Here is a 26,678-nt window from a genome sequence, read left to right on the forward strand (position 1 = left end):
TATTTTTCAGGATAACAGCAACTTCAGGCCGGTGCTTTCAGCCCCGCCAGTCGGAAAGGCGGACCCTCGGATCAGACAGCCTGTTGATTTCGTTTGCGATATCCTGCACGCTTTCCACCAGCGTGGCTCCGTTCCTAATCAGATGGTTCGGGCCTTTGGAGTGAGGGCTGTGGATATCGCCCGGCACAGCGAGAACATCGCGTCCCAGGTCGGCTGCGATTTTAGCCATCCCGACGGCCTTGGACATCGCTCCGGCCTCCATGATCACGACGGCCTGGCTCAGGGCCACGAGAAGATAATAGCGGGCCCGCAAGTTGGCCTCCGAAAATTGGGCGCCAGGCATCAGAAAGCCAAGCACAAGTCCCCTGCGGGCCGCCTCGGCCATCAGATCCCGGCACTGGGGCGGATAGACGCGGTTCAGGGGCGTCGCGCAGACAACGGCAGCGTCGCCTCCTTCAGACAGAGCCCCTTTCAGGGACTCGGCGTCCACTCCCTCCATCATGGCACTGGCCAGAGCCAGATCCGCATGACCGAGCCCCGCTCCAAATTCGCGGGCCGTCCGGGCGCCCGACGGCGAAGGGCGCCGGGAGCCGAATATCGATACGAACCGGCTCCGAAGGAGCTCCCTTCGACCCAGCCCGAACAAGACGAAAGGCGGAGAAGACAGCTGCAACAGCCCCCGGGGGTAGTCGGAATCAGCCAGCGTGACGGCAAACGCCCCGCTTACCCGGCCCGTCCACTCGAGCGCCTGTTCGACGGAGCGCTGTCTCTGCTCATCCATCGGGCCGGCGACCTGCCGCGCCTGTTCTGGGGAAAGCCTGGACTGCAACCGGTGCGGCCCGGCCTCCAGGACGCCCTCCGGGCCGCCGTACTCCCTCAGCAGGGCAACAGCATCCTTCAGACCGAGGCCGGGCGCGGAGGAAAGAACCAGCCAGGCGCGTAATTCGTTTTCTGGTATTTTCAGATTCTCATCCACGGGCTCGCCTCGTAAAAATCGAATTACAATTTTCGCCTATTCTCCGCCGGGCATCCAGAGCCCCGCTCCAGCCCGGCCCATTCTCTGGAGCATGACGTGGCCAAACTGCCTATTGTTATTTATCCGAACCCTGTCCTTGCGGAACACTGCACCCCGGTCACCGAGTTTGATGAAAAGCTGGCCCAGCTTGCCGCAGACATGGCCGAAACGATGTACGCCGCTCCGGGCGTCGGCCTGGCCGCACCTCAGGTCGGAAAGACGCTGCGCCTGGTCGTCATTGATGTCTCTGAAGAGAAAAATCAGCTGCTTACGCTGGTCAACCCCCGGATCACCGCTTATTCGGAAGAAACCAAGGTCTGCGAAGAAGGCTGCCTGTCGCTGCCCGGGATCTGGGACAAAGTGAAGCGCCCGGCGGAAGTCACCGTGAGGGCGCAGGACCTGCAGGGGAACTTTTTCGAAAAGGACTGCGACGGACTGCTCGCCGTGTGCGTGCAACACGAGCTTGACCACCTCGACGGCGTCGTGTTCGTAGACCACCTGAGCCGGCTGAAAAAAGACCGCGACCTGAAGAAACTGCATAAACTCAAGCTCGAGGCGAAAAAAAAGAGGGCCGAGAGCGAGTCACGCTGACCGCTTACTGATCGGATGAGCGGCCATGTGATCGGCCATCGCCGTTCCGAGCCTGGCACCAAGAGCCTCCGGAAAGTCGTGCCCCATGCCGCTCACCATCAGCAGCTTCGCACCGGGAATCAGCCGGGCGGTCTCCCGGCCCGCGTCAGGAGGCAACAGCGGATCGCGGCTGCCGTGAAGCACCAGGGTTGGGGTCCGAATCTGCGAAACCGCCGGCCCGCGGTCGCCGCTTTTCAGAATAGCCAGAAGCTGCCGCCGCATCCCTTCCTGCGCCCGATCGCCGGGCGTCAGCCGCTCCAGAATGGCCTGTTTCTCCTGCTCGGTCCTCGGAAACTCGGGTGACCCGATGGCCCCGAGGAGCCGGTCCATGCTACGTGCCGCCTCCCGCTCTGAGTCCGCTCCGGGAGAAGAAAACACAACCGCACTGACGGCGCTCAGCCGCCCGAGCCCCGTTCTCGGGTTCCCGGTAGCGGAAGAAATGGAGGTGAGGCTCGCAGCCCTGTCCGGCGCAAGCCGGCACAGCTCCTGAGCCACCATCCCGCCCATTGAAATTCCCCCGACATGGAACCGCTCCAGGCTCAGATCATCGGCGGTGCGCAGCGCGTCCCGCGCCATATCCTCCAGATCGTAAGGCGCCTCGACTCTGAGCCGCAGAAGGTCCTTGAAGATGGAGGCCAAAAGCATCGGCATGCCCACTTTTCCTTCCATATAGGGCGAGTTCCCTGAATCACGGTTCTCTATGACCACCACGCGGTATCCGCGCTTTGCCAGACAGCCGGTGAAAGACCTCGGCCAGAGCCATCCCGGCATTCCGAGCCCCGGTATCAGAAGAACCGGCTCCCCGGCGGCGCTTCCCGTCTCCGTCACCGCCAGACGGACGCCGTTGCTTGCCTTTGCTCGCATTTTTTACAATACCTCCATTCCCACAGGCATCGAGCCTGTTTCGGCATTGGAATTCCGACATGAAAATTATTTTTGCAGGCACCCCGGATTTTGCAGCGTGCGCGCTGGAAGCCCTTCTTGGCGCCGGTCACGAGGTATGCCTGGTTCTCACCCAACCCGACAGGGCCTGCGGCCGCGGCATGAAGCTGACCCCCAGCGCCGTTAAAACAGTAGCGCTGGCCCATCATATTCCCGTGGCCACTCCCGTGACACTCAACATCGCCAAGGGCGGCGCACTGGCCGAGGAAGCCCACAGCCTCATCAAGGCCCAGGGAGCTGACGTTCTCATCGTCGCGGCCTACGGCCTGATCATTCCCCAGACAATTCTCGACATGCCGGCCGGCATCGGGCAGAATCGCGCCATCAAGGCAATCAACATCCACGCCAGCCTGCTGCCGCGCTGGCGCGGGGCCGCCCCCGTAGCGCGGGCCATCGAGGCCGGCGACCCGCAGACCGGCGTGACCCTGATGAAAATGGAGGCCGGGCTGGACACCGGCCCCATGATAGATACGGTCTTCACAGACATCGAAGACCAGGACACGACTGCGAGCCTGACTGAGCGGCTCGCCCGCATCGGCTCGGATCTGCTCGTCAAGAACCTGGAGCGGGCCCCGGAGCTCACGTGCACGCCGCAGCCCGAAGCGGGCGCCTGCTACGCCGCCAAGCTCCTCAAGGCGGAAGCCCGGGTCGACTGGGAGGCCAGCGCCGGCCTCATCTGCAGGCGCATCCGGGCCTTCAACCCGTTTCCGTCCTGCTCTTCGAGCGTGCGCGGCACCGCCATCAAGTTCTGGGCCGCGGAGCCCGTCAGGCTTGAAAGGGCCGATGCCGCCCCAGGCACCATCATCTCACTGGAGGACGGCATCACGATAGCCGCCGGAATCGGAGCCCTGCGTATCCTCGAGCTTCAGAAGCCCGGTAAAAACCGGATGAACTGGAAGCCTTTCCTGCAAAGCTTCCCGCTGCACATCGGAGAAACCTTTAAATGAATTCAGCGGATTTAGCCACCGTTTTTGTGTATGCGGTTCAGGTTCGGATGGCCATGGCCTGCGACGGCGCCTCGCTCGACCATGCCGTCGAGTCTGTCCACAGCCGGATAACCGATCCCGTTCTCAAGTCCGCCATCCAGGCCGTTTCCTATGAAACCGTCCGCAATCTGGCCGCAGCGGACAAACTGATCGAACAATTCGCCAAACGCGAGCCCGACCGTCCCGTCTGCGCACTGCTGGAAGCCGCGCTTGCCCGGATGATTGTGCATCCCGAAAAGGATTTCGTGACGGTCGACCAGGCCGTCAAGGCCGCCCGGCTGATGCCTGAAACCAAAGCCAGCGCCGGCTTCATAAACGCTATTTTGAGGAGATACGGCAGGGAGCGCAGCCAGCTCGCGCCCTGGCTGGCCGAGCAGGAAGGCGTCCGCTTCAACGCGCCCGACTGGTGGCTGGCCGCCTACCGCAGGGCGCTCGGAGAGAAAACAGACGCCGTGCTGCAGCTGCAGAGAACCAAGGCTCCGCTGACGCTGCGAGTCAACCGCCGGCAGAGCACTCCCGAAGCCTATATCCGGATGGCCGCCTCGCACGGCATCCAGGCGGTGAGGACGGGGCTGGACGCCGTCACCCTTGAAAAGGCGCTGCCGGTGTCGGACATCCCAGGCTTCAGCGACGGAATGGTCTCCGTGCAGGACGCCGGCAGCCAGCTGGCTGCCCCGATGCTCGCACCCGCGGACGGGGAGCGGATTCTGGACGCATGCGCCGCTCCGGGCGGCAAAACAACCCATCTGCTGGAAATCGCCGAGGCCGACATCACGGCCCTTGACGTCAGCCCCGGCCGCTGCCGGGCCATCCTCGAGAACCTGGATCGGCTGGGGTTCAGTGCCCGAGTCCAGACAGCGGACGCATCCAAACCCCAGTCATGGTGGGACCGCCGGAAGTTTGATGCCATTTTGCTCGATGCGCCCTGCACGGCAAGCGGCATCGTCCGCCGGCATCCCGACATCCCCTGGCAACATTCTAAGAAGGACATCCACCGTATGGCCAGAACCCAGAGATACCTGCTCGAGGCGCTCTGGCCGCTGCTCGAAAAGCACGGACGGCTGCTTTACTGCGTCTGCTCCATCTTCCCGGAGGAAGGCACCGAACAGATCGAGGCCTTCCTCCGAAGGCACCCGGAAGCCTGCTGCGAGCAGGGGCCTCGGCTGCTTCTGCCGCACGAGGACTACGAGCGGTCCTGGCAGGAAGAGCCCCTCGTGCATGACGGGTATTTCCTGACCCTTCTGCGTCACCGAAAGTAATAATCTGTCATTTATGAACGGTGCTGCTCTCCTACGACGAATTTTCATCTGGCTCGCTGCAATCCTGTTAGGGGCTGCGGCAGGAGCTTCCTGCGCCCTAGCGGAAGAAAACTCGATTTTTTATACAAGCGGCTCCGTCAGCAAGGAGGCGCCGGGAGACTCGCCAGGCGTATATGTCAACGCGAACTTTACCATCCACCTGCCCACAGCCGTGGAGGAATCGCTGCGCCGAGGCGTTTCCCTTTACTTCACCACTGAATTTTCTCTGCTGCAGAAGCGCTGGTACTGGACGGACAAAAACATCGCCTCGCGTAGCATCAGGCGCAAGCTCAGCTATAGTCTCCTCACGAGAAAATACTTTCTTGGCGGCGAGGGGCTGTCGCAGTCCTTCGCTTCGCTTGAGGAAGCCCTGACGGTCCTGGGCTCCGTAAGGCACTGGCGCGTCGCCTCTCCGAGAGCCGTGTCGGGACCGTTCCAGGACTACAGCGCCCGAATCCGCATCCAGCTGGACAAAAGCAGGTTGCCGCGCCCTCTGCAGATCAGTTCGACTGACTGGGACATAACCTCCGGCTGGGTGAGCCTCCCCATCTCTCCAACCGTGACCGCCCCATGACTATTCTCTGGACCAAACGATACCGGGCCCTTCTCGTACTCGTCCCGGTCGTTGTCTGCTCGCTGGTGGTCGTGCTGGCGATGGCGAGCTCCAACTCCGATCTACTGGATCGGTATTTCCGCCCCCTGATGTTCCTGAACGTCATCGTTGCGGGCGCCTTGGTGGCGGTGACGATCTGGATGTTCACCAACCTGTTCTGGCAGTGGAGGCGGCACAGGTTCGGCTCTCAGATGACGACCAGGCTCGCGTTGCAGATCGCGGCCATCGCCATCCTTCCCTGCCTCCTGCTCTTTGCCATTTCTTCGCGCTTTATCGGCCGGTCGATCGACTCCTGGTTCAATGTCCGCGTTGAAACAGCCCTAGACTCAGGCGTCAATCTTTCCCGGGCGGCGGTCTCCGGCTTTCAGCAGCAGACCTCCGAGCGCGCGGCGCTGCTGGGCGACGCGCTCATGGACATACCGCAGATAGAGTGGGAAGAGAGCCTGCCGCGCCTGAAGGACCGGTACGGGCTGAGCAATGTGCTCATCGTGAGCAGCCGCGGCGAAATTCTCACCACCTCACTGTCAGACAGCAGCCAGAAAATCCAGGTCCCTTCCTCTGAGACCCTGGCGGTTGCCGATGCGAAGGGGGTTTACTCTTCCCTGCTGGAAAATCCCGGAGAACCTACAGGAGACCAGGACATCCAGGTCCTTGCGGCCGCGCCGATCACCGACCGAGACTTCCCCTCGAGCTTCGAGTGGGGCGGCGAACTGGGGCTGACACCCGGCCAGCATGGGGGCGACTTTAAAAACCTGAGAAAGACCGCCTATTTTCTGGTCACTCAGGAGCCCTTGCCTCAGGAACTCGCCACAAACATCGGCTCCGTTACAAACGGCTATAGAGACTATCAGGAGCTTGTGCTCAGCCGGCAGGGCCTCAGGAAACTCTTCACCCTGTCGCTCACCGTGAGCCTCCTGCTTGCAGCGCTCGGGGCTTTGGTGGCCGCCGTCGCCTTCACTCAAATCATGATGGAGCCTCTGCGGCAGCTCGCCCGGGGCACCAGAAAGGTGGCCGGCGGAAACCTGAGCCCGATTCAGGAGTTCGCGGGACACAACGAAATCAACGTGCTTACCCAGTCCTTCAACAACATGATCGGCCAGCTCGCGGAAGCGCAGAAAAAAGTGCTCGCCCGGACCGAAGAGCTGGAGCAGACAGGACATTTCCTGCAAAGCGTCCTCTCCAATCTTTCTTCAGGTGTTGTTGTCGTCGACTCCGGGCTGCATGTCCTCACGGCCAATGAGGGAGCGGTGAAAATCCTGGGACCGGAGGTCGCTCGAACGGGAATCTCGCTGGAGGAAACGGCGCCAAAAATAGCATCCTTCCTGAAGGAACCGTCCCTAGAGCTCACCCATCCGCTCGACGAGAGCATGAGCCGGCGCCGGGAAATCGAGATTGACAGAATCGGCTCACAGACGCCGATGACCTTATTTGTCAGAGCCTCCCGGCTGCACCTGTCGGGGTACCCGAAACCCGGCTTCGTGCTCGTGATCGACGACATGACACAGGTCATCTCCGGGCAGCGTGCCATTGCCTGGGGAGAAGTCGCCAGGCGGCTGGCCCATGAAATCAAAAATCCGCTTACTCCCATCCAGCTCGCGGCCGAGCGGCTGGAGATGAAGCTCGCCGGCAAGCTCACGGAAAAAGACTCTCAGCTGTTATCCAGATCTGTCTCGACGATCGTGACCCAGGTCTCCGCCATGAAGCAGATGGTGGACGACTTCCGCAACTATGCCAAGCTGCCCCCGGCCGTGCTCCAGCCGACCGACCTCAATGAGCTGGTGGAAGAAGTCGTGAACCTGTACACCCAGGCGGGCAAGCCGGTCTCAAGCCGCCTGGAGGAGAACCTGCCCTGCATCCTGGCCGACGAGGCGCAGCTCCGGCAGGTCTTCCACAACCTGATCAGCAACTCCCTTGACGCCATGTCAGGCAAGCCCGATGGAAAAGTCGTCATCGCGACCGAATCCATTCATTACGGCGGGCAGCCTGTCGCCGTTCTGCTCAGCGTCACGGACAACGGTACGGGATTCTCTCCGGCCATCCTGCACAAATCCTTCGAGCCTTACGTGACCACCAAGGCGACCGGTACGGGCCTCGGGCTGCCGATGGTCAAAAAGATTGTCGATGAGCACAAGGCGGAGATCAAGATAAGGAACCTGCAGAACGACCGGGGTGAGATCCTCGGCGCGCAGGTGAGCATCATTTTCCGGGCCGGGACAGCCTGATGATGGTTCGACTTACAATTAAAAAGGGATTACCAGGCTGTTCTGCCTTTGGGAGACGCCGTAAATGGCAAAACTTCTTGTTGTCGATGACGAAGTAGGCATCCGAGAACTGCTTTCTGAAATACTGTCCGACGAAGGACACGCAGTTCAGACGGCGGCCAATGCCGAGGAAGCAAGACAGGCCATTCAGTCCGACAGCTTCAACCTGGTTCTTCTCGACATCTGGATGCCGGACATGGACGGCGTCACGCTTTTAAAGGAGCTTTCCGCCAAGCAGCTGCTTCACTGCCCCGTCATCATGATGTCCGGGCACGCCACAATCGACACGGCCGTGGAGGCCACGCGGTATGGAGCGAGCGATTTTCTGGAGAAGCCCATCTCCATGAAGCGGCTTCTCACAGCCGTGAACGCGGCGCTTCAGAACAGCCGCTTCCCCGACCCGGTTTCCGCCGCCGGTTCTGTGGCGGCCGCTGACAAAAACGGCCCGCACGCCGACGTCTTCCGCTCCTCCGACAGGCTGCTCGACACCATTTCCTTTTCCCTGCCTCTGCGTGAGGCGAGAGATAAATTCGAAAAACTCTACCTGCAGGTTCTGCTTGAGGAAGAAAATTATTCCATGTCCAAGGTGGCCGTGAAATCAGGACTGGAGCGCACACACCTGTACCGGAAGATAAAACAGCTGGAAGTCCCGATGCAGCCTAAGAGCAAGGGCTGACAAGAAACGCATTACGGGATGCCCCACATCACCATCTCCCCTTTTTTCCGCGCCTTCCTGAGCATCTGCAGCAGCGGGTAGACACGTGCGGAAAAAGGAACGATGCTTTTCTGCTCCTGCGCCTCGGCCTGCAGCCTGTCTTCTTCCTCGAAAAGCTCCTTCGCATGCAGCCCCGGCGAGCGGAAGCCGGCCTCGCATTTTTCCCTGCACCTGCGCCTCTCCTCCTGGGCGCGCTGCCTTTGCTGTTTTTCCAGAGCCACGGCCGCCTCGAGTTTTTCAATCCATTCAGCCGCGTCTTCGGCTGAGATGGCCCCGCTTTCGCTCAGAGGTCTGCCGATCACCTTGAAAATCTGCTTCTGTGTTTCCGGCATCAGGATAAAGCTGCCGGCAGCCTTTGAACTGAATCTGACAATTGCCATACACTTCTCCTATCACGCTTACAAGCATACGCAGTTCAGACCGACTTATGAAAAAAAACAACGCGCGCCTGTCCGATGCCGAATTCGCTGAACTCGAAGAACTCCTCGCCTCCGTGCCGGAAGAGCACCATCCTTTGGAGGCCGACGCAGCCGACGGGTACCTGACCGCGCTGCTGCTGCATCCGCAGGAAGTCTCCCCCGAGGACTGGATGCCCTATATTCTCGACTCTGAAGGCAGAGAGCCGGCTCTCGCGGCCGTCCCGCGGCTTGAAGAGCTGCTGTACCGCCGGTACAGGGAAATCGACTCCCAGCTGAGGGGGAAGTCGCCCATCGATCCCGTCATTCTCGAAGACGACGGGCCCAGCGGCGACGAGCTAGAGCCTTTTGCTCTGGGCTTTTTGACCGCCGTACGCCTGTTCCCGGGGCTGGAAGAGACCGGCAGCCAGGCTGTCAACGGGGCTCTGCTCGGGATTTTCCGGCATCTCCCGCCCGAGGCCCGCGGTGACCTGTCGGGGCCCATCGCGGAGATCTGCCGCGACTTCCCGCTCAAGGACGAGCGGGATGCGCTCGACGATCTCGCGGCCTGCGTTGCGGAAATAGCCGAAGTGACGAGAGGCTTCAAGATCCCGGCGTAAGCCCCCTCGCAAAGGGGCTGCGTCCAATCATCCAGACCAGGATCATCACGGGAACCCCGATCAGGGCCGTCAGAATGAAGAACCGGCTGTAGCCGACGCTGTCGACCACAACGCCTGAGAAGCCGGCGATTGTCTTGGGCAGCAGCAGCATGATGGAGGACAGCAGCGCGTACTGCGTTGCCGAAAACCTGCGGCTGGTCAGCCCCGACAGAAATGCCACGAACGCTGCGCTTGCAAGACCTCCAGCCAGATTGTCAGCGCTTACGATCACGGCAAGCAGCGGGACGCTGTGCCCGACGGCCGCGAGCAGGGAAAACAGGAGATTCGTCCCCGCCGACAACGCTCCGCCCAGCATCAGAGCTTTCAGGACGCCTATTTTCAGGACGACGAGTCCCCCGGCGAATGTCCCCAGCAACGTCATTGCCACGCCGAAGACTTTGATCACGACCGCTACTTCCGCTTTCGTAAAGCCCATGTCGGAGTAAAAGGGATTGGCCATGATCCCCATAACGACGTCTGAGATCCTGTAAACCGCCACAAGGGCGATCAGAACCGCCGTCCACCGGCCATAGCGCTCGTAGAAGTCAGCCAGAGGCTTCCAGAACATCCCGCGGAGCCTCGCCGGCAGGCCGGACTCCGCAGCGGGAGCCGCCTGTGCGTCCCGCGAGGGCGCCGGTTCCGGCGACAGCAGCACGGTGGCCAGTCCCACAGAGACCGAGGCCGCCATGGCGAGGTATGAAATGGTCCAGGCCCGCGGGACGTACTCGACGCTGTTGACTCCAGCCACCGCCGCGGCGATTCCGAGGGCCCCCGCTCCGGCCCAGATCATAGCGATTCGATAGCCGAACTGGTAGGCGGCCGCCAGCATGCCCTGGGTTTCAACGCTCGCGCTCTCGATGCGGTAGGCATCCAGCACGATATCCTGAGTTGCCGAAGCAAAGGCCGTGAACATTGCGAGAGCCACGGTCACTTTCAGGCTCTGGGCGGGGTCGACAAACGCCATGCCGCACAGTCCCGCAGCCAGAGCGACCTGAGAGGCTGCCAACCAGGAGCGCCTCCTGCCCAGTCTTTCCGTCAGCACGGGAATTGACAGGTGGTCCACGACGGGCGCCCACAGCCATTTAATGGCGTAGACGAGCCCGACCCAGGACATAAAGCCAATGGTCACCAGGCTGACGTGCGCCTCCCGCAGACGAAAGCCCAGCGTGCCCAGAACCAGCAGCAGCGGCAGTCCTGAAGAAAAACCAAGAAAAAACATTCGGATGCAGGGCGGCGTCAAATAGCCCTTGGCACCCTGAATCCAAGAGAGGCCGGTTGCCATCGCCTATTTCCCCGTGATCGCCGTAGCGGATTCAATCCAGCACCACTGACCGGGGCGCACGTCCTGGGGCAGCCTGTAGTTCCCAAACTGGATCCTGGAAAGCCGTTCGACCCTGTTGCCGGCGGCCGCTACCATACGCTTGACCTGATGGTACCTGCCTTGGTCGACCGTGATTTCCACCTCCCTGTCACCCGCGGGCTTCACTTCCAGAGCGGCCAGCGGCTGCGGCTCATCGCGAAGCTCCACTCCACGCAGCAGGGCCTGAACGAAATCCGGCGAAAGGGGGTGCTTCAGAACCGCGCGGTAAATTTTCCTCACATGCTTCCGGGGATGCGTCAGACGATGGCTGAGCGCACCGTCATCGGTGAGAATCAGCAGCCCCGTTGTATCCTCGTCCAGCCTTCCCACCGGCTGCACGCCTCTGGCACGCAGGGGGGCGGGCAGCAGCGACAGCACGCCCGGATGAAACACCGGCCTTGCGGAGCATTCATAACCCGCCGGCTTGTTAAGCGCGACGACTGCCTTCTCGAAGTAGGGCCACGACTGGCCGTCTACGGAAAAGACAAGCCCCTGTTCCTGCAACTCCTGCTCCGGGTCCGACAGGATCTTGCCTGAAACGCTGAAGCTTCCCCGCAGCACCAGCCCCCTGCATTCGCGGCGAGTGCCGAAGCCCTGGGAAAATAATATCTGCTCGAGACTAAGCATGGCATTTATACATCGTAGTCGATGATCAGGGGGGCGTGGTCAGAAAATTTTTCATCTGCATAAATGGACGTCTGCCTGGCCCTGTCGGCGATCTGCGGAGTTGCCAGCTGATAGTCGATGCGCCATCCCACGTTCTTCTCGCGGGCTTTGCCACGCTGGCTCCACCAGGTGTAGCGTCCGGGATTCGGGTCGAGCCTCCTGAACACATCGACCCAGCCGTACTGATCAAGGAATTCGGTCATCCAGGCCCTTTCCTGCGGCAGGAATCCGCTGTGATCGAGATTGCCCTTCCAATTTTTAAGGTCGATTTCCTTGTGGGCGATGTTCATGTCCCCGCAGAGAACGACCTGCCGGCCGCTGTTTCTGATACCGTCCACCACGGGCACTATCGCCTTAAGAAACCTGTATTTGGCAGCCTGGCGCTCGTCTCCGCTCGTCCCGGAAGGAAAATAGCTGGAGATCACCACTGCAAACCCAAGATCTGCCGCCACGAAGCGCCCCTCACTGTCGAACTCCGGAACTCCCATGCCAATTTTCCAGTTCTTTGCCGGCAGGCGGGTGTAAAGCGCACAACCCGAATACCCCTTTTTTTCCGCAAAATGAAACCGGGACTCGTAGCCGGGAAGCTGCAAGAGGTGCTCAGGCAGAGTCTCAGCCTGAGCTTTCAGCTCTTGGATGCACAAAACATCCGCATCCTGTCCGGCAAACCAGTTGAAGAAGCCTTTTTTATCGGCCGACCTTATGCCATTGGCATTGAAAGTGATGATGCGAGTCATGATCAGAGCGCACTGCAGACGGTTAAGATATAAGAAAACCTATTCTGCCTCAATCTCTCAACGAACACTGTCTCTCTTCCACGCTATGAACAATCTCGAGCATGACTTTATCGATTTCGCCCTGACAACCAAGGTGCTGCGATTCGGGGAATTCAAGACCAAGGCTGGCCGCCTCTCCCCTTATTTCTTCAATGCGGGACTTTTTAACACCGGCTCGACCCTGAATCGCCTTGGGGATTTTTACGCTCGGAAAATCCTAGAAAAGACCGGCGACGGTACCTTGAAATTCGACATGCTCTTCGGACCGGCCTACAAGGGCATTCCTCTGGTCGCCACGGTGGCCATCAATTTGGCCGAAAAAGGACTCGATCTCCCCTGGGCGTTCAACCGCAAGGAAAAGAAAGATCATGGCGAGGGCGGGACTATCATCGGCAGCCCCCTGCAGGGGCGGGTTCTCATTGTCGATGACGTCATCTCCGCCGGAACCTCCGTGCGGGAGTCTATCGACATCATCCGTGCAGCAGACGCCGAGCCCGCAGGGGTCGCGATCGCCATTGACCGCATGGAAAGGGGCGGGAATGCGGACAGCCTGACGGAAACCTCCGCCGTTCAGGATGTCGAGGCCTCGTTCCACATCCCGGTGGTCTCAATCGCAAGCTTGGACAGCCTTTTGAACTTCATGAGAAGCGGCAGCGACGCCGCTCGGTCCGTGGCAGGGTACGCCGAGGCCGTTGCCGCCTACCGCAGCCGCTACGGGGCCTGAAGCAGGCTCTTTCGGACTCCCCCGCTCCAGCCTTCGCTGGGAGCGGGCGGAAAAGCAGGTTTCACGTGAAACCTTTTCTCCCGCCCGGCCTGAAGCAGGGGGCCGCCCTTTAATCCAACTTCCGGTGCAGCAACTGATTCACCACCGCCGGAGAGGCCTTTCCACGAGCCACTTTCATGACCTGACCCACAAGGGCGTTGAAGGCCTTCTGCTTGCCAGACTTGTACTGTTCGACCATGGCTCCGTTTCGGGCCAGCACTTCATCGACCATTTTTTCAATGGCGCCGGCATCTGAAATCTGCTTGAGCCCCAGGGTTCCGATCAGGCCGTCGACATCGGTTCCTTCGCCGTTCCAAACAGCGCTGAAAACCTTTTTAGCCCCCTTCAGATTGATCGTCCCGTCGCTCACGCGGGCCATGATGGCCGCCAGCACTGCAGGCGTCACGGGAGCCTTGTCTATCGTCATGCCCTCGGACTGCTTCAGCGCGCTGCTGAGCTCCCCCATGACCCAGTTGGCCGCAGCCTTCTTGTCATCGACCAGGTGGGCGAGCTCGTCGTAGTACTGCGCCACGGCGTGGCTGGAGGTGAGAATGCCGGCATCGTACTCCGACAGGCCGTCTTCCTTTTTCAGGCGTTCGAACATCTGGTGGGGAAGCTCAGGCAGATTCCGGCGCAGCTCCTCGATTTCTTCGGCTGACAGCACGCAGGGCAAAAGATCCGGATCCGGGAAATACCGGTAGTCCATAGAGTCTTCCTTAGACCGCATGGGCCGCGTCTCGTCGTTCTCTGGATCGTAGAGCCGGGTCTGCTGGACCACCTTCCCGCCATCCTCGATCAGCTCGATCTGACGGTTCACCTCATAGTCGATGGCGCTCTGCAGGAACCGGAAGCTGTTCAGATTCTTGATTTCACAACGCGTGCCCAGTTTCGGGTCGCCCACCGGCCGGACGGACACATTGGCGTCACAGCGGAAGTTGCCGTTCTGCATGTTCCCCTCGGTGATGCCCAGCCAGACCACCAGAGCATGCAGGGCACGGGCATACGCAACCGCCTCGTCGGAGGAGTGCATCACGGGCTCGGTCACGATCTCGATCAGAGGGGTTCCGGCCCGGTTCAGGTCCACGCCGGTTTCGCCGGGATGAATTCCGTGGTTGCTCTTTCCCGCATCTTCCTCAAGATGAGCTCGCGTCAGCTCAACCACTTTGATGTACGGATCTCCCTTCTTCGGGGTGACCAGGCAGGAGAGCTTTCCCCCCAGCACGATGGGATGTTCGAACTGGCTGATCTGATAACCCTTCGGAAGATCCGGATAAAAATAGTTCTTGCGGTCGAAAACCGACTTCTCTGCCACCTTCGCCCCAATGGCCAGACCGAAACGCGCGGCCCTGAGGACGGCCTCCCTGTTGAGAACCGGCAGGGCTCCGGGCAGCGCCATGTCGATTGCGCAGGCATGAGAATTCGGCTCGCCGCCAAACTCGTTGTCCGCCGCGGAAAAAATCTTGGTTTTGGTCGAGAGCTGGACATGGGTCTCAAGCCCTATTACAACTTCCCATTGCATCTTGTGTTTTCCTTCCGTTCTCAGTTAAAACCCCGCGGGGACTTTTTCGTGCCAGCCGGTTTCGCTTTGCCAGGCGTCAGCCAGCTGCAGCAGCAGGGCTTCATTGAAGGGAGCGGTCGTAAGCTGAGCGCCGATCGGGCGGCCCGAGCCGGTAAAACCGCAGGGCATGCTCATGCTGGGCAGGCCGGCAAGCGACGCGGGCACGGTGTACAGATCGCCGAGATAAGCCGACACCGGATCAGCCTTTTCGCCAAAGTCATAGGCTGCGCCCGGTGCCACAGGAGACAAGATGGCGTCCACATCAGCAAACGCCTTCTGGAATTCCTGGGCGATCAGGCGGCGGACTTTCTGGGCTTTAAGGTAATAGGCATCGTAATAGCCGTGAGAGAGCACGTAGGTTCCAATCATGATTCGGCGCTTGGGTTCATCGCCGAGTCCTTCGTTGCGGCTGCGGCGGATCAATTCGTCCATGGTGGCGCAGTCCTTGGCGCGGTAGCCGTAGCGGATGCCGTCGTAGCGCGACAGATTGGAGCTGGCCTCGGCGCTGGCCACCACGTAGTAGACCGGGACCCCAAGCTTGGCCATAGGCAGGTCCATGTCCACGATGACGGCTCCCCGATCCCGATAAAAATCCCTGACGGACTCGATGCGGGCCCGAACCTCCGGACTAAGCTGCTCGGAGAACCAGGAGCGGGGCAACCCGATCCTCAGCCCTTCGATCGACTTTCCGAGGTTTCTGCTGAAATCTTCGGTCGGATGGTCTGCGCTGGTGGAATCCTTGGGGTCGAAGCCAACCATTTTGGAGAGAACCGGCGCAATATCCCTCGCGGAGGGGGCCATAAGGCTGGCTGTATCAAGGCTGGATGCGAAGGCGATCATTCCGAGGCGCGAGGGGCGGCCGTACGTGGGTTTCAGTCCTGTCACGCCGCAGAAAGCCGCGGGTTCGCGGACCGAACCGCCGGTATCCGTCGCCGTGGCCACAGGGGTGAGTCTGGCCGCCACGGCACTGGCCGATCCGCCGGAGGATCCCCCCGGAACGGCGCGGCTGTCCCAGGGGTTGAAGCATTTGCCGTAAGCCGAGTTTTCATTGGCGGAGCCCATAGCGAACTCATCGCAGTTCAGCTTTCCGAGACAGACCATCCCCTCGGCCTTCAGACGCGCAACGACAGTGGCGTCGAAGGGGCTCTTGTAGCCCTTCAGCATGCGGCTCGCAGCGGTGGAGAACCACTCCTTGGTCACAAAAATATCCTTATGGGCGACAGGCACTCCGGTCAGGAAGCCCCCCTTTCCCTGTTCAAGCATCTCATCGGCACGCCTGGCCTGATCCAGGGTCACTTCCGGGCGGACGTCGAGAAACGCATTGAGCTCCCTGTGGGCCTCGATCCGGTCAAGGAACTGCTGGGCCACTTCAACGGCTGAGATTTCGCGGGCGTGCAGCCTTTCAGACAGCTGCGCAACGGAGCAACGAGTAATGTCTTTCATAGCGGTTTCAGGACTCTACATACTGTGGTACAAGGAACATGCTGTCGCTCACTTCTGGAGCGTTCTCAAAGGCGGCCTGCCTGATGTCCTCTTCGGCCACCACGTCTTCGCGCAGCCTTTCCTCCCCGTCCATGGGATGAAGCATGGGCTCAATCCCGTCCGTGTTGACGGCGCGGATTTGCTCGATCATTTCAAAAATATCATTCAGCTCGCACTGCATTTTGGCAATCTGGGCCTCCGACAAATCTATGTGGGCCAGGTGGGCGATATGCAGAACGTCTTCCTTGGAAAGAGACATAATGAATTTTTCCGGTTTGTTCTCGACTCACGATGCCGCACGAAAGAGCACAGGACAAAATTGCTGTAAAAAACAGTTTCCAGTCCGGCATCTGACCAGCGCTTAGTCTATCATTGACCACTTGCATGGAATTGCTCCATGATCTTCCGTTTGCCGCATAAGGTTGGCTCTAAGCCAACGCAACAGCGGATAAAATAAGCAGTGTCCTTTTTGCCCCCCATTAGAGATTTTCAGAATGTTCGGCCTGAGCCTTTTCCGCAGCTATTTTTCCAATGACCTTGCCATTGACCTTGGCACGGCCAATACCCTTATCTATATGAGGGGAAAGGGGATCGTCCTCAATGAACCCTCAGTGGTTGCCATCCGCCAGGAAGGAGGCCCCAACGGCAAAACCACGATTCACGCCGTCGGCCACCGGGCCAAGCAGATGCTCGGGCGTGTGCCCGGCAACATCCAGGCTATCCGGCCCATGAAGGACGGAGTCATCGCCAACTTCACCGTCACTGAGCAGATGCTGAAGCAGTTCATCCGCATGGTGCGGCCGTCCAAGCTTTTCGCGCCCAATCCGCGCATCATCATCTGCGTCCCCTGCGGGTCGACTCAGGTTGAGCGCCGCGCCATCAAGGAAAGCGCCGAAGCAGCCGGAGCCTCCGAGGTCTTCCTGATCGAGGAGCCGATGGCGGCGGCCATCGGGGCGGGTCTGCCGGTGTCAGAAGCGGCAGGCTCCTTGGTCATCGACATCGGCGGAGGCACCACGGAAGTGGGCGTCATCTCGCTTGGAGGCATGGTGTATTCCGGCAGCGTCCGCGTCGGCGGAGACAAGTTCGACCAAGCCATCGTGGGCTATGTCCGCAGAAACTTCGGAATGCTCATCGGCGAGCCCACCGCCGAATTGATCAAAATGGAGATCGGCTCTGCGTTCCCCAGCTCGGAGGCGAAGGAAATAGAGGTGAAGGGGCGCAACCTCTCCGAAGGCGTTCCGCGCACCTTCACCATCCACAGCAACGAAGTGCTGGAGGCGCTCACCGAGCCCCTCAACCAGATCGTCGGCGCCGTGAAGACCGCCCTTGAAAGGACGCCCCCGGAGCTTGGAGCAGATATTGCCGAACGCGGCATGATGCTCACGGGCGGCGGTGCACTCCTGCGCGACCTGGATCAGCTGCTGCAGGAACAGACCGGCCTGCCCGTCCATATTGCCGAGGAGCCTCTCAACTGCGTGGTCAAGGGATGCGGCATCGCCCTTGAAAACATCGAGCAGCTGCGGACCGCCTTCACGTACGGCTGACCGGTCCCGGCCGGAGTACCGCCTGCTTTTGTGTGGGAACGCCTCGCTTTGAGCTTAATGAACTATGGATAACGGCTCGCCAGCGCTTTTCAGAAGAGGGCTGCCCGCGGGGGTGAGGCTCGTCTTTTTCGCAAGCCTCTCCATCATTCTGATGCTGGTTGACGGCAAGCTGAAAACCCTGGAGTCCTTCAGGGCAACCATCGACTCGTACCTTCTACGGCCCGCCGTCGCGGTTTCGGAGGGCGTCGGCCGCTCCTTCCACGGCATAGGACAGTTCTTTACGACCGTCGAGAAGCTGACCGCAGAGAACGAAGAGCTGAAGAAGAAAAACGCCGAGCTGAGCTTCGCCCTTTCGGAGTTCGAAAAACTCAAGGCCGAAAACAGTCAGCTGCAAGCCCTCGCAGGCGTCAAGACGCAGATCCGGCGCTCTGCAGCCATCGGCATCGTCAAGGGAGAAACCGCCGACGTCTTTTCCAAGCGCATTGAAATCAACATCGGCAAGAACAGCGGCATCGAGCCGGGTATGCCCGTCATAGATGAAAACGGCGTCATCGGCCAGGTCGCGCGGGTCAGCGCCGACCGCTCCGAGGTCACACTGCTCACGGACCCGGCCATGCAGTTCCCGGTTTACCTCCCGCGCTCAGGAATCCGATGCGCTACCTCGTACACGCAGTCCGACCAGACGGTCGAGCTGCAGTTCGTGCCGGCCGTAGCTGATATTCAGGAAGGCGACGCCGTGCAGACCTCCGGAATTGACGGAGTCTTTCCGCCGGGGATACCCGTCGGAAAGGTTACCCATGTGGAAAAGATCAGGGGCGACGCCTTCGCTCACGTCTGGGTCAGACTCTCGGCCTCGCCCTCGTTCGGCCGATACGTCATGGTGGCCCTCGTCAACGTCGACCCCGGCCGTAGCGTAGGAGCCGCACAAACAGAGAAAGCTGCGCCATGAACATTTTCTCCCGCCTGTTTTCCTCTCCGGCGCCATCCACCATCACTGAGCAGCCTAAGGCTTACATTCTTCTTCCCGCAAATCCTTTGTGGGTGGCGGCATCGATCCTCATCAGCTTACTGCTGAACATATTCCTCAAGCGCGCGGCCTGGGTGCCCGACTTTCTGGCCCTGACGCTTATCTTCTGGACCATGCGGCAGCCGAACTGGATCGGCATGGCCGTAGCCTTCATGCTTGGCATCGTCATGGACGTCCAGCAGGGCTCGCTGCTCGGGCAGCACGCCTTCGCCTACGTGGTGCTCTCGTATATGGTTCAGAAGGCCAGTCGGCGCCTTTTCTGGTTCCGCGCCCCGGCTCAGGCACTGCACCTGCTTCCCATGCTGCTGCTCACTCAGGTTCTGGTGCTTTTGGTCAGGAGCTGGGGAGAACGCGCCTGGCCCGGCTGGAGCTGGTTTCTGTCCAGCGTGTTCTGCGCCCTGCTGTGGCCCCTGTGGAGCTGGATTCTCCTCATGCCCCAGAGAAAATCTAAAAATGACGAAACCAGCCCGCTTTAAGCCGGTTTCTGCACCGGAGGCGCGATGAGACTCTTTCGCCGCTTGTCATCGATCGTCCCCCGCCAGAGAACCATCAGCTCGGTCGAATCAAACGCCGCTGAATTCAGGCGGAGAGCCATTTTCGCGCTCTGCTTCATTTTTTTCTGCTTTTCTCTGCTGGCAGTGCGATTCGTGTGGCTTCAGGTTATCCGGCACAACCAGTATTCTTCACAGGCGGAAAACAACCGCTCGGTCACGATTCCGTCACAGCCCTCGAGAGGACTGATCCTGGATCGCAACGGCATCATTCTCGCGAGGAACTACTGGGCCTACTCTCTTGAAATCACTCCGTCCAAAACCGAGGAGAAGCTCAGCACCCTGATTGAGAGACTCTCCCGAGTCATTCCCATTTCTGCGACGGACCAGAAGCGCTTTAAACGGCTACTCGCCGAATCCAAGCGCTTCGATCCCATACCCATCAGGCTTGACTTGACGGAGTCCGAAATGGCCATGTTTCTGGTGAATAAATGGCAGTTCCCTGGAGTGGAGCTCGCCTCGAGGGAATTCAGGCAGTATCCCTTCGGTTCCCTCGGCGCCCATCTTCTCGGCTACATGGGACGGATATCCGAAGCCGACGAAAAACGCATCGAACAGGACGGACTGGAAGAGCAGTACCGCGGAGCCTACAACATCGGCAAGGTCGGCATTGAAAGAACCTATGAGAACGATCTGCGCGGAACCGTGGGCAAATCTCTGCTTGAGGTCACGGCGGGCGGACGGCCAATTCGGTATTTGGCCTCGGCCCCCTCGGTGCCCGGTAAAAACCTCACTCTATCCATAGATGTCAACCTTCAGAAGGTGGCGGAGCATGCCTTCGGCGGCAACAACGGCGCCCTGATCGCCATCGATCCCGCCACGGGGGAAATCCTCGCCTTCGTGAGCAAGCCCACCTACGATCCGAACCTCTTTTTAAACGGCATCGACTACGAAACATGGAACAGCCTGAACACATCGCCCAGGAAGCCGCTGCTCAACCGCGCGATGCGGGGAATTTACCCGATCGGCTCGACCTACAAGCCGTTCATGGCGCTCGCGGGCCTCGAGAGCGGCGTCATCACTCCCTCCACCACCATCAACGATCAGGGCGTCTACGAACTCGGGGGACACAAGTTCCGGGATGCCTCCAAGGTTCACAAGGGCATTCTGAATCTCAGGCGCTCCATCACGGTCTCCAGCGACGTCTACTACTACAAACTCGCCCATGATCTCGGAGCGGAAAAAATCCACGATTTCATGGAGCCCTGGGGATTCGGACAGCTCACGGGCATAGACCTGCTCGGCGAGCAGAAAGGCGTGCTGCCCAACGCAGAATGGAAAATGAAGCAGTTTCACAAGCCGTGGCTGGCTGGCGACACCATTTCCCTCGGCATCGGGCAGGGCTATAACGCCTTCACCCTGCTGCAACTGTCGCATGCCGTAGCCACACTGGCCAACAGGGGAGTGTCCCTGCAGCCCCATCTGGTCAAGGCGATCTTCGATCCGGCAACACAGAAAACCCAGCCGGTCACGTCCAGCTACAGGAAAGTGATGCCCGCCTCAAGAAAAAACATTGAGTTCATCATCGACGCCATGACCACCGTCACCCGCGAAGGAACCGCGGCCGGCGCCTTCAGAGGAGCACCCTATGTAGCAGCCGGGAAAACCGGCACGGCTCAGGTCGTCGGCATTGCCCAAGGCCAGAAATACAATGCGGCGGCCCTGGCTAAGGCTCACCGCGACCATGGTCTGTTCATCTCCTTCGCCCCGGCGGCCTCCCCCAGAATTGCCATGGCGGTTCTGGTGGAAAACGGGGGATGGGGAGCCGGTTCCGCCGCTCCTATCGCGCGCACCGTTTTGGACTACTGGCTGCTTGGCAGAAATTCTTTAGGACTGCCGCCGCCGGCTTACCTGCAGAAGCCCGCCGGCCCGGCATCTTCCTCAAAAGAGGCGCAGCAATGAATTTTGACACCAGGATTTTGCGAAGACTCTGGAGCAGCTTTCTTGAGCGGCTGGCCCGGATGGACTTCGCGCTTGCCATAGTCGTCGCCATCCTGACGCTGACCGGCTTCATGACCCTTTTCTCCGCCGGCTACAGCTATCCCTGGCGCATCGCAGACCAGGCGCGCAACATTCTCATCGCTCTAGTCGTGCTGGTGATATTCGCAAACATCCATCCGCGCTATCTGATGAAAATGGCTTTGCCGCTTTATCTGGTAGGCGTACTGCTTCTTGTCGCCACCCTGGTGGCCGGCACCACCATCAAGGGGGCCACCCGCTGGCTTAACATCGGCTTTACTCAGATCCAGCCCTCCGAAATCATGAAAATAGCGCTTCCCATGATGCTGGCATGGTTCTTTCACACACGGCAGGAGAGCATTTCGGGAAGGGACTTTGCCATAGCGGCGGTGATCATTGCAGCGCCTGTCGCGCTGATTCTGAAGCAGCCTGACATGGGAACGGCCATACTGGTGGCCGCCGCCGGCGCGTCTGTTGTCTTTTTCTCGGGTCTGCCATGGAGATGGCTTTTCGCAATCCTGGGCACCGCCCTCGCTTCCCTTCCCATTATTTGGACCTTCATGCGGGATTACCAGAGGCAGAGGGTGCTCACGCTGCTTGACCCCACCACGGACCCGCTGGGAAAAGGCTTCCACACCCTTCAGGCGTTAATCGCCATCGGCTCGGGCGGCGTTTTCGGCAAAGGATGGATGGAAGGCACTCAGGCTCACCTGGACTTTATCCCGGAGCGAACAAGTGACTTTCTCTTTGCGGTCTTTTCAGAAGAATTCGGACTTGTCGGCAATCTGTTTCTCCTGGCGACCTACTTCGCGCTCATCTGCATCTCGATGCGAATCGCCATTAATGCTTCCAACACCTTTTCGAAGCTGCTGGCCGGTGCGATCACCGTTATTTTTTTCACGTACACGTTTGTCAACATGGGCATGGTGAGCGGAATTCTTCCTGTCGTAGGCGTTCCGTTGCCTTTTATGAGCTATGGCGGAACCGCCCTTCTGACCTTAGGCACCTGCACGGGCATGCTGATGGCTATATCCGCCAACAAGAAATATAAAGATGACTGAGATTATGCGAAGGCTGCTGGCGGCAGGCGTCCTGCCCCTTGTACTGGTTCTGGCATCATGCTCCACCACCCACTCGCCAGATCAGCCTGTCGGCAACGGCACCGAGATACCGACGCCGCCGACCGGAACGGCCCCGTCGTCAGCCGGGACGTCCCCTGCCGGAGCCCCTATGATAGGAACTCTTCCGAAGGTGGAAAAACCGGCCAGGGGTGCCAATCGCCCCTATGTGGTGCTGGGCAAGCGCTATGTCCCCATCACCGGCGATCAGCCGCTTAGGGAGCGGGGCATAGGATCTTGGTACGGACGGCAGTTCCACGGCAAGAAGACTTCCATAGGGGAGACTTTCAACATGTATGCCGTTTCCGCCGCCCACAAGACAATGGAACTGCCCAGCTATGCGAAAGTCACAAATCTTGAGAACGGGAAAAGCATCATTCTAAGAGTCAACGACCGGGGCCCTTTTTTCGGAGATCGGATCATCGATCTGTCCTATGAGGCCGCCCGGCGCCTGGGATACGCGGAGAAGGGAACCGCACGTGTTGAGGTCGAGCGTATTACGATGGCCGAAATTGCAAGCGGATCATGGCGCAGCGGAGCGCTGGCATCCGGAACGCTGCAGGCCAGCACCGAAACCGCCCAGAACGTTCCTAGCCAGAGCATCCAGCTGGATCGCCGCACCAGAAGCTGGTCCGTGCAGATCGGCGCCTTTTCCAGTGCTGACAATGCGAGGGCCTGGTCGGCGCATGCCGAGGCCCTGTTGTCTTCCTACGGATACCAGAGGTCCTACGCCACCCGGATCGTGAAATCCTCGGACGGACTGTACCGGGTCATGGCCGGGCAGTATCAGGGGCATGACGGCGCCGCTCAGGCCTCCGCAGAAATTTCGCAGATTATCGGGAGCAGGGCGTTCCCGTCTCAGCGCTGAGTATAAAAATGGATTATTCAAGCATTCTTCAGCAGGTCAGTTGTTTCTGGGATTCGCAGGCTCAGCCGGCGCTTGAAAGGTTTGTAAGCAGAAAGTCGCTGTCGCCGGGATTCGACGCCAAGTGGCGCGAGAACGGCGTTCTTCTGCAGGTGTGTCGGGAAGCGGCCGCGTTTGGGGAAAAGCACTTTCACGAGGCAAACTTTTCAGTCCTGCAGGATGAGGGACGCTCGCCCAGTCTGTTTTTCTCCATCGAACCGACCGGCCGGTTCAGGGAAAACTCAGAAAACACCGTCTTTTTCTACGGCCACTTGGATAAGCAGCCGGAAGCCAGCGGCTGGAGCGCAGGGCTTTCTGCGTGGCAGGCCGTTGTTCGGGACGGCAGGCTCTACGGCAGAGGCTGCGCCGACGACGGTTATTCCTTCTACGGGGCGATGACCGCGATACGGGCTTTGGAATGCGAAGGCATTCCGCACCCGCGCTGCGTCGGTTTTTTCGAAACACGCGAAGAAACCGGTTCAAATGATGTTGACTATTACCTTGCGAAGCTCAGGACCCGCTGCGGCAGCCCGAGGATTGTCTTTGTATTGGACTCTGGCGCCGGCAGCTACCGGCAGCTGTGGCTGACAAACTCCGTCCGCGGCACGCTGTCCGCCAACTTGACCGTCAAAATCCTCCGGCACGCCGTCCACAGCGGCGAAGCCGGCGGCATCGTCCCCGGCACATTCGATGCACTGCGCATTCTTCTGGACCGCCTGACAGACCCCTTGACCGGTCATTTCCGGCTCTCCTGCTTCAACCCGCCCATCCCGGAGCGCAGGCTGGAGGAGATCAAAAGCGCCGCCAAGTTCCTTGGAGAGGATTACCTGACGCGCTTTCCCTGGTGCCCGGGCCTTAACGGGGCGCCCACCCGTCCCTATGAAGACCTGGTCGAGAAGGCAGTAACCGCCCAGACGTGGAAGCCTTCGCTTTCGATCATCGGAGCCGGCGGGCTGCCGGCCCCCTCGGAGGCCGCCAACGTCCAGCTGCCCCAGACCACCCTGCGTCTGTCCATCCGTATTCCACCTGCCGCCGACCCTGAGGAGTCTCTGCGACAGATGACGAAGGAGCTCACCCGCGATCCGCCTTTCAACGTGGCCGTCTCCTTTTCAGACTCCGAGGCTCTTTCCGGCTGGCAGGCTCCGGAAGAGGCCCCTTGGTTCTCTCGTGCCTGCGACCAGGCGTCGCTGGCACTCTGGGGGCTTCCTGCGCTTCGGAAGGGTGAGGGCGGATCCATTCCAATCCTTAATCTTTTCGCAGGCCTTTTCCCGCGCGCTCAATTTGCCGTCACCGGCGTCCTCGGACCGGGCTCCAATGCACACGGCCCTGATGAAAGCCTGGACATAGGCTATACACGCAAGTTCCTCGCCTGCATCAGCTCGATACTTGCGAACGTTCCGGAGTAAAAAATGCGCCGCGACACAGTCACTCAGGTCATCGTAGATTACGGCGACTTTGAAGAAAATTTCGCCACCCCTCTTGAAGCCCAGATGTTCATCACAGCCTATGAAGATGAGTACGGCCTCCCTCGCGCAGCCTGGCTTGAAGACATGAGCGGCAACAAGAAATGGGACTACAGAGTCCTTGAGGATGAATCCGGCAACATCGTCCTATCAGAAGACTGAGAAGGTGAAGGCTGAGCCGCCGGCCTGCGCAGAATGCGCGGGCCGCGGCTACAGCTCAGTCGCCCGCGTCTATCAAAGGAAAAGCCGGTAGGCCGGGTTGGCTGTTTCATCTACATAGGGATATCCCAGATTGTCCAGGAACTGCTGAAACCTGGCATCATCCTCGGGAGGCACCTGGATCCCGGCCAGGACGCGCCCATAATCGGAACCATTGTTCCTGTAATGGAAAAGGGATATGTTCCACGCAGGATTAAGCGCAGTCAAAAAGACCATCAGTGCCCCGGGGTATTCAGGGAATTCAAATCGATAAAGCCTCTCGTTGACGGCCAGCGGGCTCTTGCCGCCCACCATGTGCCGCAGATGCAGTTTTGTGAGCTCATCGTGCGTGAGGTTGAGGCACTTAAGGCCCGCCCGCTGGAACAGCGACACAAGCTTCTCGTCATCTCCGGAACTTATTGTCTGGATTCCGACAAAAATCTGAGCTTCTTTCTCGGCGGAAATACGATAGTTGAATTCGGTGATGTTCCTCTCGCCGAGCAACTTGCAGAATTTCCGATAAGAGCCCCTTTCCTCCGGAATCGTGACGGCAAACATCGCCTCCTTTTCCTCGCCCATGGCCGCGCGTTCTGTCACAAACCTCAGGCGCTCGAAGTTCATATTTGCGCCGCTGTTGACGGCTACCAGCGTTTTGCCGCGAATGCTGTTGCGCCGCGTCCACGCCTTGATGCCGGCTACGCCAAGAGCTCCTGCAGGCTCGACAATGGAGCGAGTGTCGTCGAAAATATCCTTGATGGCCGCACACACTTCATCGGAATCCACCAGAACGATGTCATCCACATACTGCTGGCATATGCGGAACGTTTCATCTCCCACCTGCTTGACCGCCGTGCCGTCGGAGAAAAGCCCGACCTGAGGGAGAAACACCGGATGCTTCTCTTCAAGCGAGCGCTTCATGGCGCAGGAATCCTTCGTCTGCACGCCGATCACCTGAATTTCCGGGTAGAGCGCCTTAATGTAGGCGGCGACGCCGGAGATCAGACCTCCTCCCCCGACGGCGGCAAAGATGGCGTCGATCTGATCGCCGTCCGAAGGCTGATACTGGTGCAGCAGCTCCATAGCGATGGTGCCCTGTCCGGCAATGACGTCAGGATCGTTGAAAGGGTGCACGAACACCAGTCCCCGCTCACGCTGGAGCCGGGCCGCGCATTCGGCTGATTCGCTGTAGGAGCGCCCTTCCTGGATCACCTCTACAAACCTGCCCCCAAACCTCTTCACCGCCTCGACCTTAACGGACGGAGTCGTGATGGGCATGCAGATCACCGCCTTGCACTGCAGCCTGTTGGCCGCAAGGGCCACGCCCTGAGCATGGTTACCCGCCGAGGCCGTAATCACGCCGCAGCTTCTCTCCTCAGGCGACAGATGGACCATCCGGTTGTAGGCCCCTCTGAGTTTGAAAGAGAAAACCGGCTGCAGATCCTCCCTTTTAAGAAGAACTTTGTTGCCCAGTTTGTCAGACAGATGCGCTGCATAGTCAAGGGGCGATTCGTGCGCGACGTCATAGACTCTCGCCTTCAAGATTCGGCGAAGATATTCCTGTGCCAGCATGGAGGTGTCCTATAAAAAATTTTCTTAATGATACTCTTTAAAAAAAACCATTTCTTAAATATATATACTTTTATATATTATCAGGATCTGTAAAATTCGAATTTATACATAAAAGAATTAATAAATAACAAAAAAAAGACGGATTAGCCTAAAAAATAGGCCTAAAAAACGCTAACAGCGCACAACATGAGATATAACTTCCTATAGAACACACTGGCGCGGCAGA

The 26,678-nt window shown here is 59.6% G+C and carries 26 protein-coding genes; 16 read left to right on the forward strand and 10 right to left on the reverse strand.

Annotated elements, in window-relative coordinates; all coding sequences use genetic code 11:
• Window positions 1-37 precede the first annotated feature (37 nt).
• Entirely contained in the window at window positions 38-976 is a 939-nt protein-coding gene (locus MAF45_RS06910) for a DNA-processing protein DprA (RefSeq protein ID WP_237978855.1), read from the reverse strand.
• A 96-nt stretch (window positions 977-1,072) separates the two neighbouring features.
• Between MAF45_RS06910 and def the strand changes: the two genes are divergently transcribed.
• Window positions 1,073-1,606 carry a peptide deformylase gene (gene def, locus MAF45_RS06915; RefSeq protein WP_237978857.1) on the forward strand — a complete coding sequence of 178 codons (534 nt, stop codon included), beginning with the start codon at window positions 1,073-1,075 and terminating at the stop codon, window positions 1,604-1,606.
• Here the strand turns inward: def and MAF45_RS06920 are convergent.
• Window positions 1,598-2,509, reverse strand: a complete 912-nt coding sequence (locus MAF45_RS06920; protein WP_237978859.1) for an alpha/beta fold hydrolase — start codon at window positions 2,507-2,509, stop codon at window positions 1,598-1,600. The genes def and MAF45_RS06920 overlap by 9 nt on opposite strands.
• Window positions 2,510-2,568: 59 nt before the next feature.
• On the opposite strand from MAF45_RS06920, the gene fmt reads away from it, so the two are divergent.
• From fmt to MAF45_RS06945, 5 genes are all read left to right on the forward strand, one after another.
• Entirely contained in the window at window positions 2,569-3,534 is a 966-nt protein-coding gene (fmt, locus tag MAF45_RS06925) for a methionyl-tRNA formyltransferase (protein ID WP_237978861.1), read from the forward strand.
• On the forward strand, window positions 3,531-4,832 hold the full coding sequence (gene rsmB, locus MAF45_RS06930) for a 16S rRNA (cytosine(967)-C(5))-methyltransferase RsmB (protein ID WP_237978862.1): 1,302 nt from the start codon (window positions 3,531-3,533) through the stop codon (window positions 4,830-4,832). Before fmt ends, rsmB begins: the two co-directional genes overlap by 4 nt.
• 13 nt (window positions 4,833-4,845) lie before the next feature.
• A complete protein-coding gene (locus MAF45_RS06935; protein WP_283207028.1) occupies window positions 4,846-5,445 on the forward strand; it encodes a DUF4390 domain-containing protein in 600 nt (199 codons plus the stop codon).
• A complete protein-coding gene (locus tag MAF45_RS06940) occupies window positions 5,442-7,706 on the forward strand; it encodes a sensor histidine kinase (protein ID WP_237978865.1) in 2,265 nt (754 codons plus the stop codon). The genes MAF45_RS06935 and MAF45_RS06940 overlap by 4 nt, the downstream gene beginning before the upstream one ends.
• 64 nt (window positions 7,707-7,770) lie before the next feature.
• A complete protein-coding gene (locus tag MAF45_RS06945; RefSeq protein WP_237978867.1) occupies window positions 7,771-8,421 on the forward strand; it encodes a response regulator in 651 nt (216 codons plus the stop codon).
• An 11-nt stretch (window positions 8,422-8,432) separates the two neighbouring features.
• Here the strand turns inward: MAF45_RS06945 and MAF45_RS06950 are convergent, their stop codons facing one another.
• A complete protein-coding gene (locus MAF45_RS06950; RefSeq protein ID WP_237978868.1) occupies window positions 8,433-8,840 on the reverse strand; it encodes a DUF1840 family protein in 408 nt (135 codons plus the stop codon).
• 47 nt (window positions 8,841-8,887) lie between these two features.
• On the opposite strand from MAF45_RS06950, the gene MAF45_RS06955 reads away from it, so the two are divergent.
• Entirely contained in the window at window positions 8,888-9,475 is a 588-nt protein-coding gene (locus MAF45_RS06955) for a YecA/YgfB family protein (protein WP_237978869.1), read from the forward strand.
• Here the strand turns inward: MAF45_RS06955 and MAF45_RS06960 are convergent.
• The 3 genes from MAF45_RS06960 to MAF45_RS06970 are packed head-to-tail and all read right to left on the reverse strand — an operon-like array spanning window position 9,459 to window position 12,277.
• Window positions 9,459-10,796, reverse strand: coding sequence for an AmpG family muropeptide MFS transporter (locus tag MAF45_RS06960; RefSeq protein WP_237978870.1), 1,338 nt, complete (start codon window positions 10,794-10,796; stop codon window positions 9,459-9,461). The genes MAF45_RS06955 and MAF45_RS06960 overlap by 17 nt on opposite strands.
• Before the next feature lie 3 nt (window positions 10,797-10,799).
• Window positions 10,800-11,501, reverse strand: coding sequence for a pseudouridine synthase (locus MAF45_RS06965; RefSeq protein ID WP_237978872.1), 702 nt, complete (start codon window positions 11,499-11,501; stop codon window positions 10,800-10,802).
• A 5-nt stretch (window positions 11,502-11,506) separates the two neighbouring features.
• Window positions 11,507-12,277 carry an exodeoxyribonuclease III gene (locus tag MAF45_RS06970; RefSeq protein WP_237978873.1) on the reverse strand — a complete coding sequence of 257 codons (771 nt, stop codon included), beginning with the start codon at window positions 12,275-12,277 and terminating at the stop codon, window positions 11,507-11,509.
• A gap of 85 nt (window positions 12,278-12,362) precedes the next feature.
• Between MAF45_RS06970 and pyrE the strand changes: the two genes are divergently transcribed.
• A complete protein-coding gene (gene pyrE / locus MAF45_RS06975; protein WP_237978874.1) occupies window positions 12,363-13,040 on the forward strand; it encodes an orotate phosphoribosyltransferase in 678 nt (225 codons plus the stop codon).
• A 109-nt stretch (window positions 13,041-13,149) separates the two neighbouring features.
• Here pyrE and gatB read toward each other — a convergent pair whose 3' ends face one another.
• Genes gatB through gatC form a run of 3 tightly spaced genes read right to left on the reverse strand, consistent with a single transcriptional unit; the run spans window position 13,150 to window position 16,378 of the window.
• Entirely contained in the window at window positions 13,150-14,598 is a 1,449-nt protein-coding gene (gene gatB / locus MAF45_RS06980; protein WP_237978875.1) for an Asp-tRNA(Asn)/Glu-tRNA(Gln) amidotransferase subunit GatB, read from the reverse strand.
• Window positions 14,599-14,622: 24 nt separating this feature from the next.
• Complete coding sequence (gene gatA, locus MAF45_RS06985) at window positions 14,623-16,080, reverse strand: Asp-tRNA(Asn)/Glu-tRNA(Gln) amidotransferase subunit GatA (protein ID WP_237978877.1); 1,458 nt, start codon at window positions 16,078-16,080, stop codon at window positions 14,623-14,625.
• 7 nt (window positions 16,081-16,087) lie between these two features.
• Window positions 16,088-16,378: an Asp-tRNA(Asn)/Glu-tRNA(Gln) amidotransferase subunit GatC gene (gatC, locus tag MAF45_RS06990; protein ID WP_237978878.1), complete on the reverse strand. Its 291-nt coding sequence runs from the start codon at window positions 16,376-16,378 to the stop codon at window positions 16,088-16,090.
• Window positions 16,379-16,613: 235 nt separating this feature from the next.
• Between gatC and MAF45_RS06995 the strand changes: the two genes are divergently transcribed.
• The 8 genes from MAF45_RS06995 (at window position 16,614) to MAF45_RS07030 (ending at window position 24,847) form a co-directional block, all read left to right on the forward strand.
• Complete coding sequence (locus MAF45_RS06995) at window positions 16,614-17,663, forward strand: rod shape-determining protein (RefSeq protein ID WP_237978879.1); 1,050 nt, start codon at window positions 16,614-16,616, stop codon at window positions 17,661-17,663.
• Between the two features lie 64 nt (window positions 17,664-17,727).
• Window positions 17,728-18,612 carry a rod shape-determining protein MreC gene (gene mreC / locus MAF45_RS07000; protein ID WP_237978881.1) on the forward strand — a complete coding sequence of 295 codons (885 nt, stop codon included), beginning with the start codon at window positions 17,728-17,730 and terminating at the stop codon, window positions 18,610-18,612.
• Complete coding sequence (mreD, locus tag MAF45_RS07005; RefSeq protein WP_237978883.1) at window positions 18,609-19,166, forward strand: rod shape-determining protein MreD; 558 nt, start codon at window positions 18,609-18,611, stop codon at window positions 19,164-19,166. The genes mreC and mreD overlap by 4 nt, the downstream gene beginning before the upstream one ends.
• Before the next feature lie 24 nt (window positions 19,167-19,190).
• A complete protein-coding gene (gene mrdA, locus MAF45_RS07010) occupies window positions 19,191-21,143 on the forward strand; it encodes a penicillin-binding protein 2 (RefSeq protein ID WP_237978884.1) in 1,953 nt (650 codons plus the stop codon).
• Entirely contained in the window at window positions 21,140-22,261 is a 1,122-nt protein-coding gene (gene rodA / locus MAF45_RS07015) for a rod shape-determining protein RodA (RefSeq protein ID WP_370659311.1), read from the forward strand. Before mrdA ends, rodA begins: the two co-directional genes overlap by 4 nt.
• Window positions 22,254-23,186 (forward strand): septal ring lytic transglycosylase RlpA family protein, encoded by a 933-nt coding sequence (locus MAF45_RS07020; protein ID WP_237978885.1) that lies wholly within the window; start codon window positions 22,254-22,256, stop codon window positions 23,184-23,186. Before rodA ends, MAF45_RS07020 begins: the two co-directional genes overlap by 8 nt.
• Before the next feature lie 8 nt (window positions 23,187-23,194).
• Window positions 23,195-24,628: a M20/M25/M40 family metallo-hydrolase gene (locus MAF45_RS07025; RefSeq protein ID WP_237978886.1), complete on the forward strand. Its 1,434-nt coding sequence runs from the start codon at window positions 23,195-23,197 to the stop codon at window positions 24,626-24,628.
• 3 nt (window positions 24,629-24,631) lie between these two features.
• Window positions 24,632-24,847 carry a hypothetical protein gene (locus MAF45_RS07030; protein ID WP_237978887.1) on the forward strand — a complete coding sequence of 72 codons (216 nt, stop codon included), beginning with the start codon at window positions 24,632-24,634 and terminating at the stop codon, window positions 24,845-24,847.
• Window positions 24,848-24,919: 72 nt separating this feature from the next.
• On the opposite strand, the gene ilvA is transcribed toward MAF45_RS07030, so the two are convergent.
• Window positions 24,920-26,452, reverse strand: coding sequence for a threonine ammonia-lyase, biosynthetic (gene ilvA / locus MAF45_RS07035; RefSeq protein ID WP_237978888.1), 1,533 nt, complete (start codon window positions 26,450-26,452; stop codon window positions 24,920-24,922).
• Window positions 26,453-26,678: the final 226 nt, after the last annotated feature.

This window comes from Mesosutterella porci (genome assembly GCF_022134585.1).
GTDB classification, from domain to species: domain Bacteria; phylum Pseudomonadota; class Gammaproteobacteria; order Burkholderiales; family Burkholderiaceae_F; genus Mesosutterella; species Mesosutterella porci.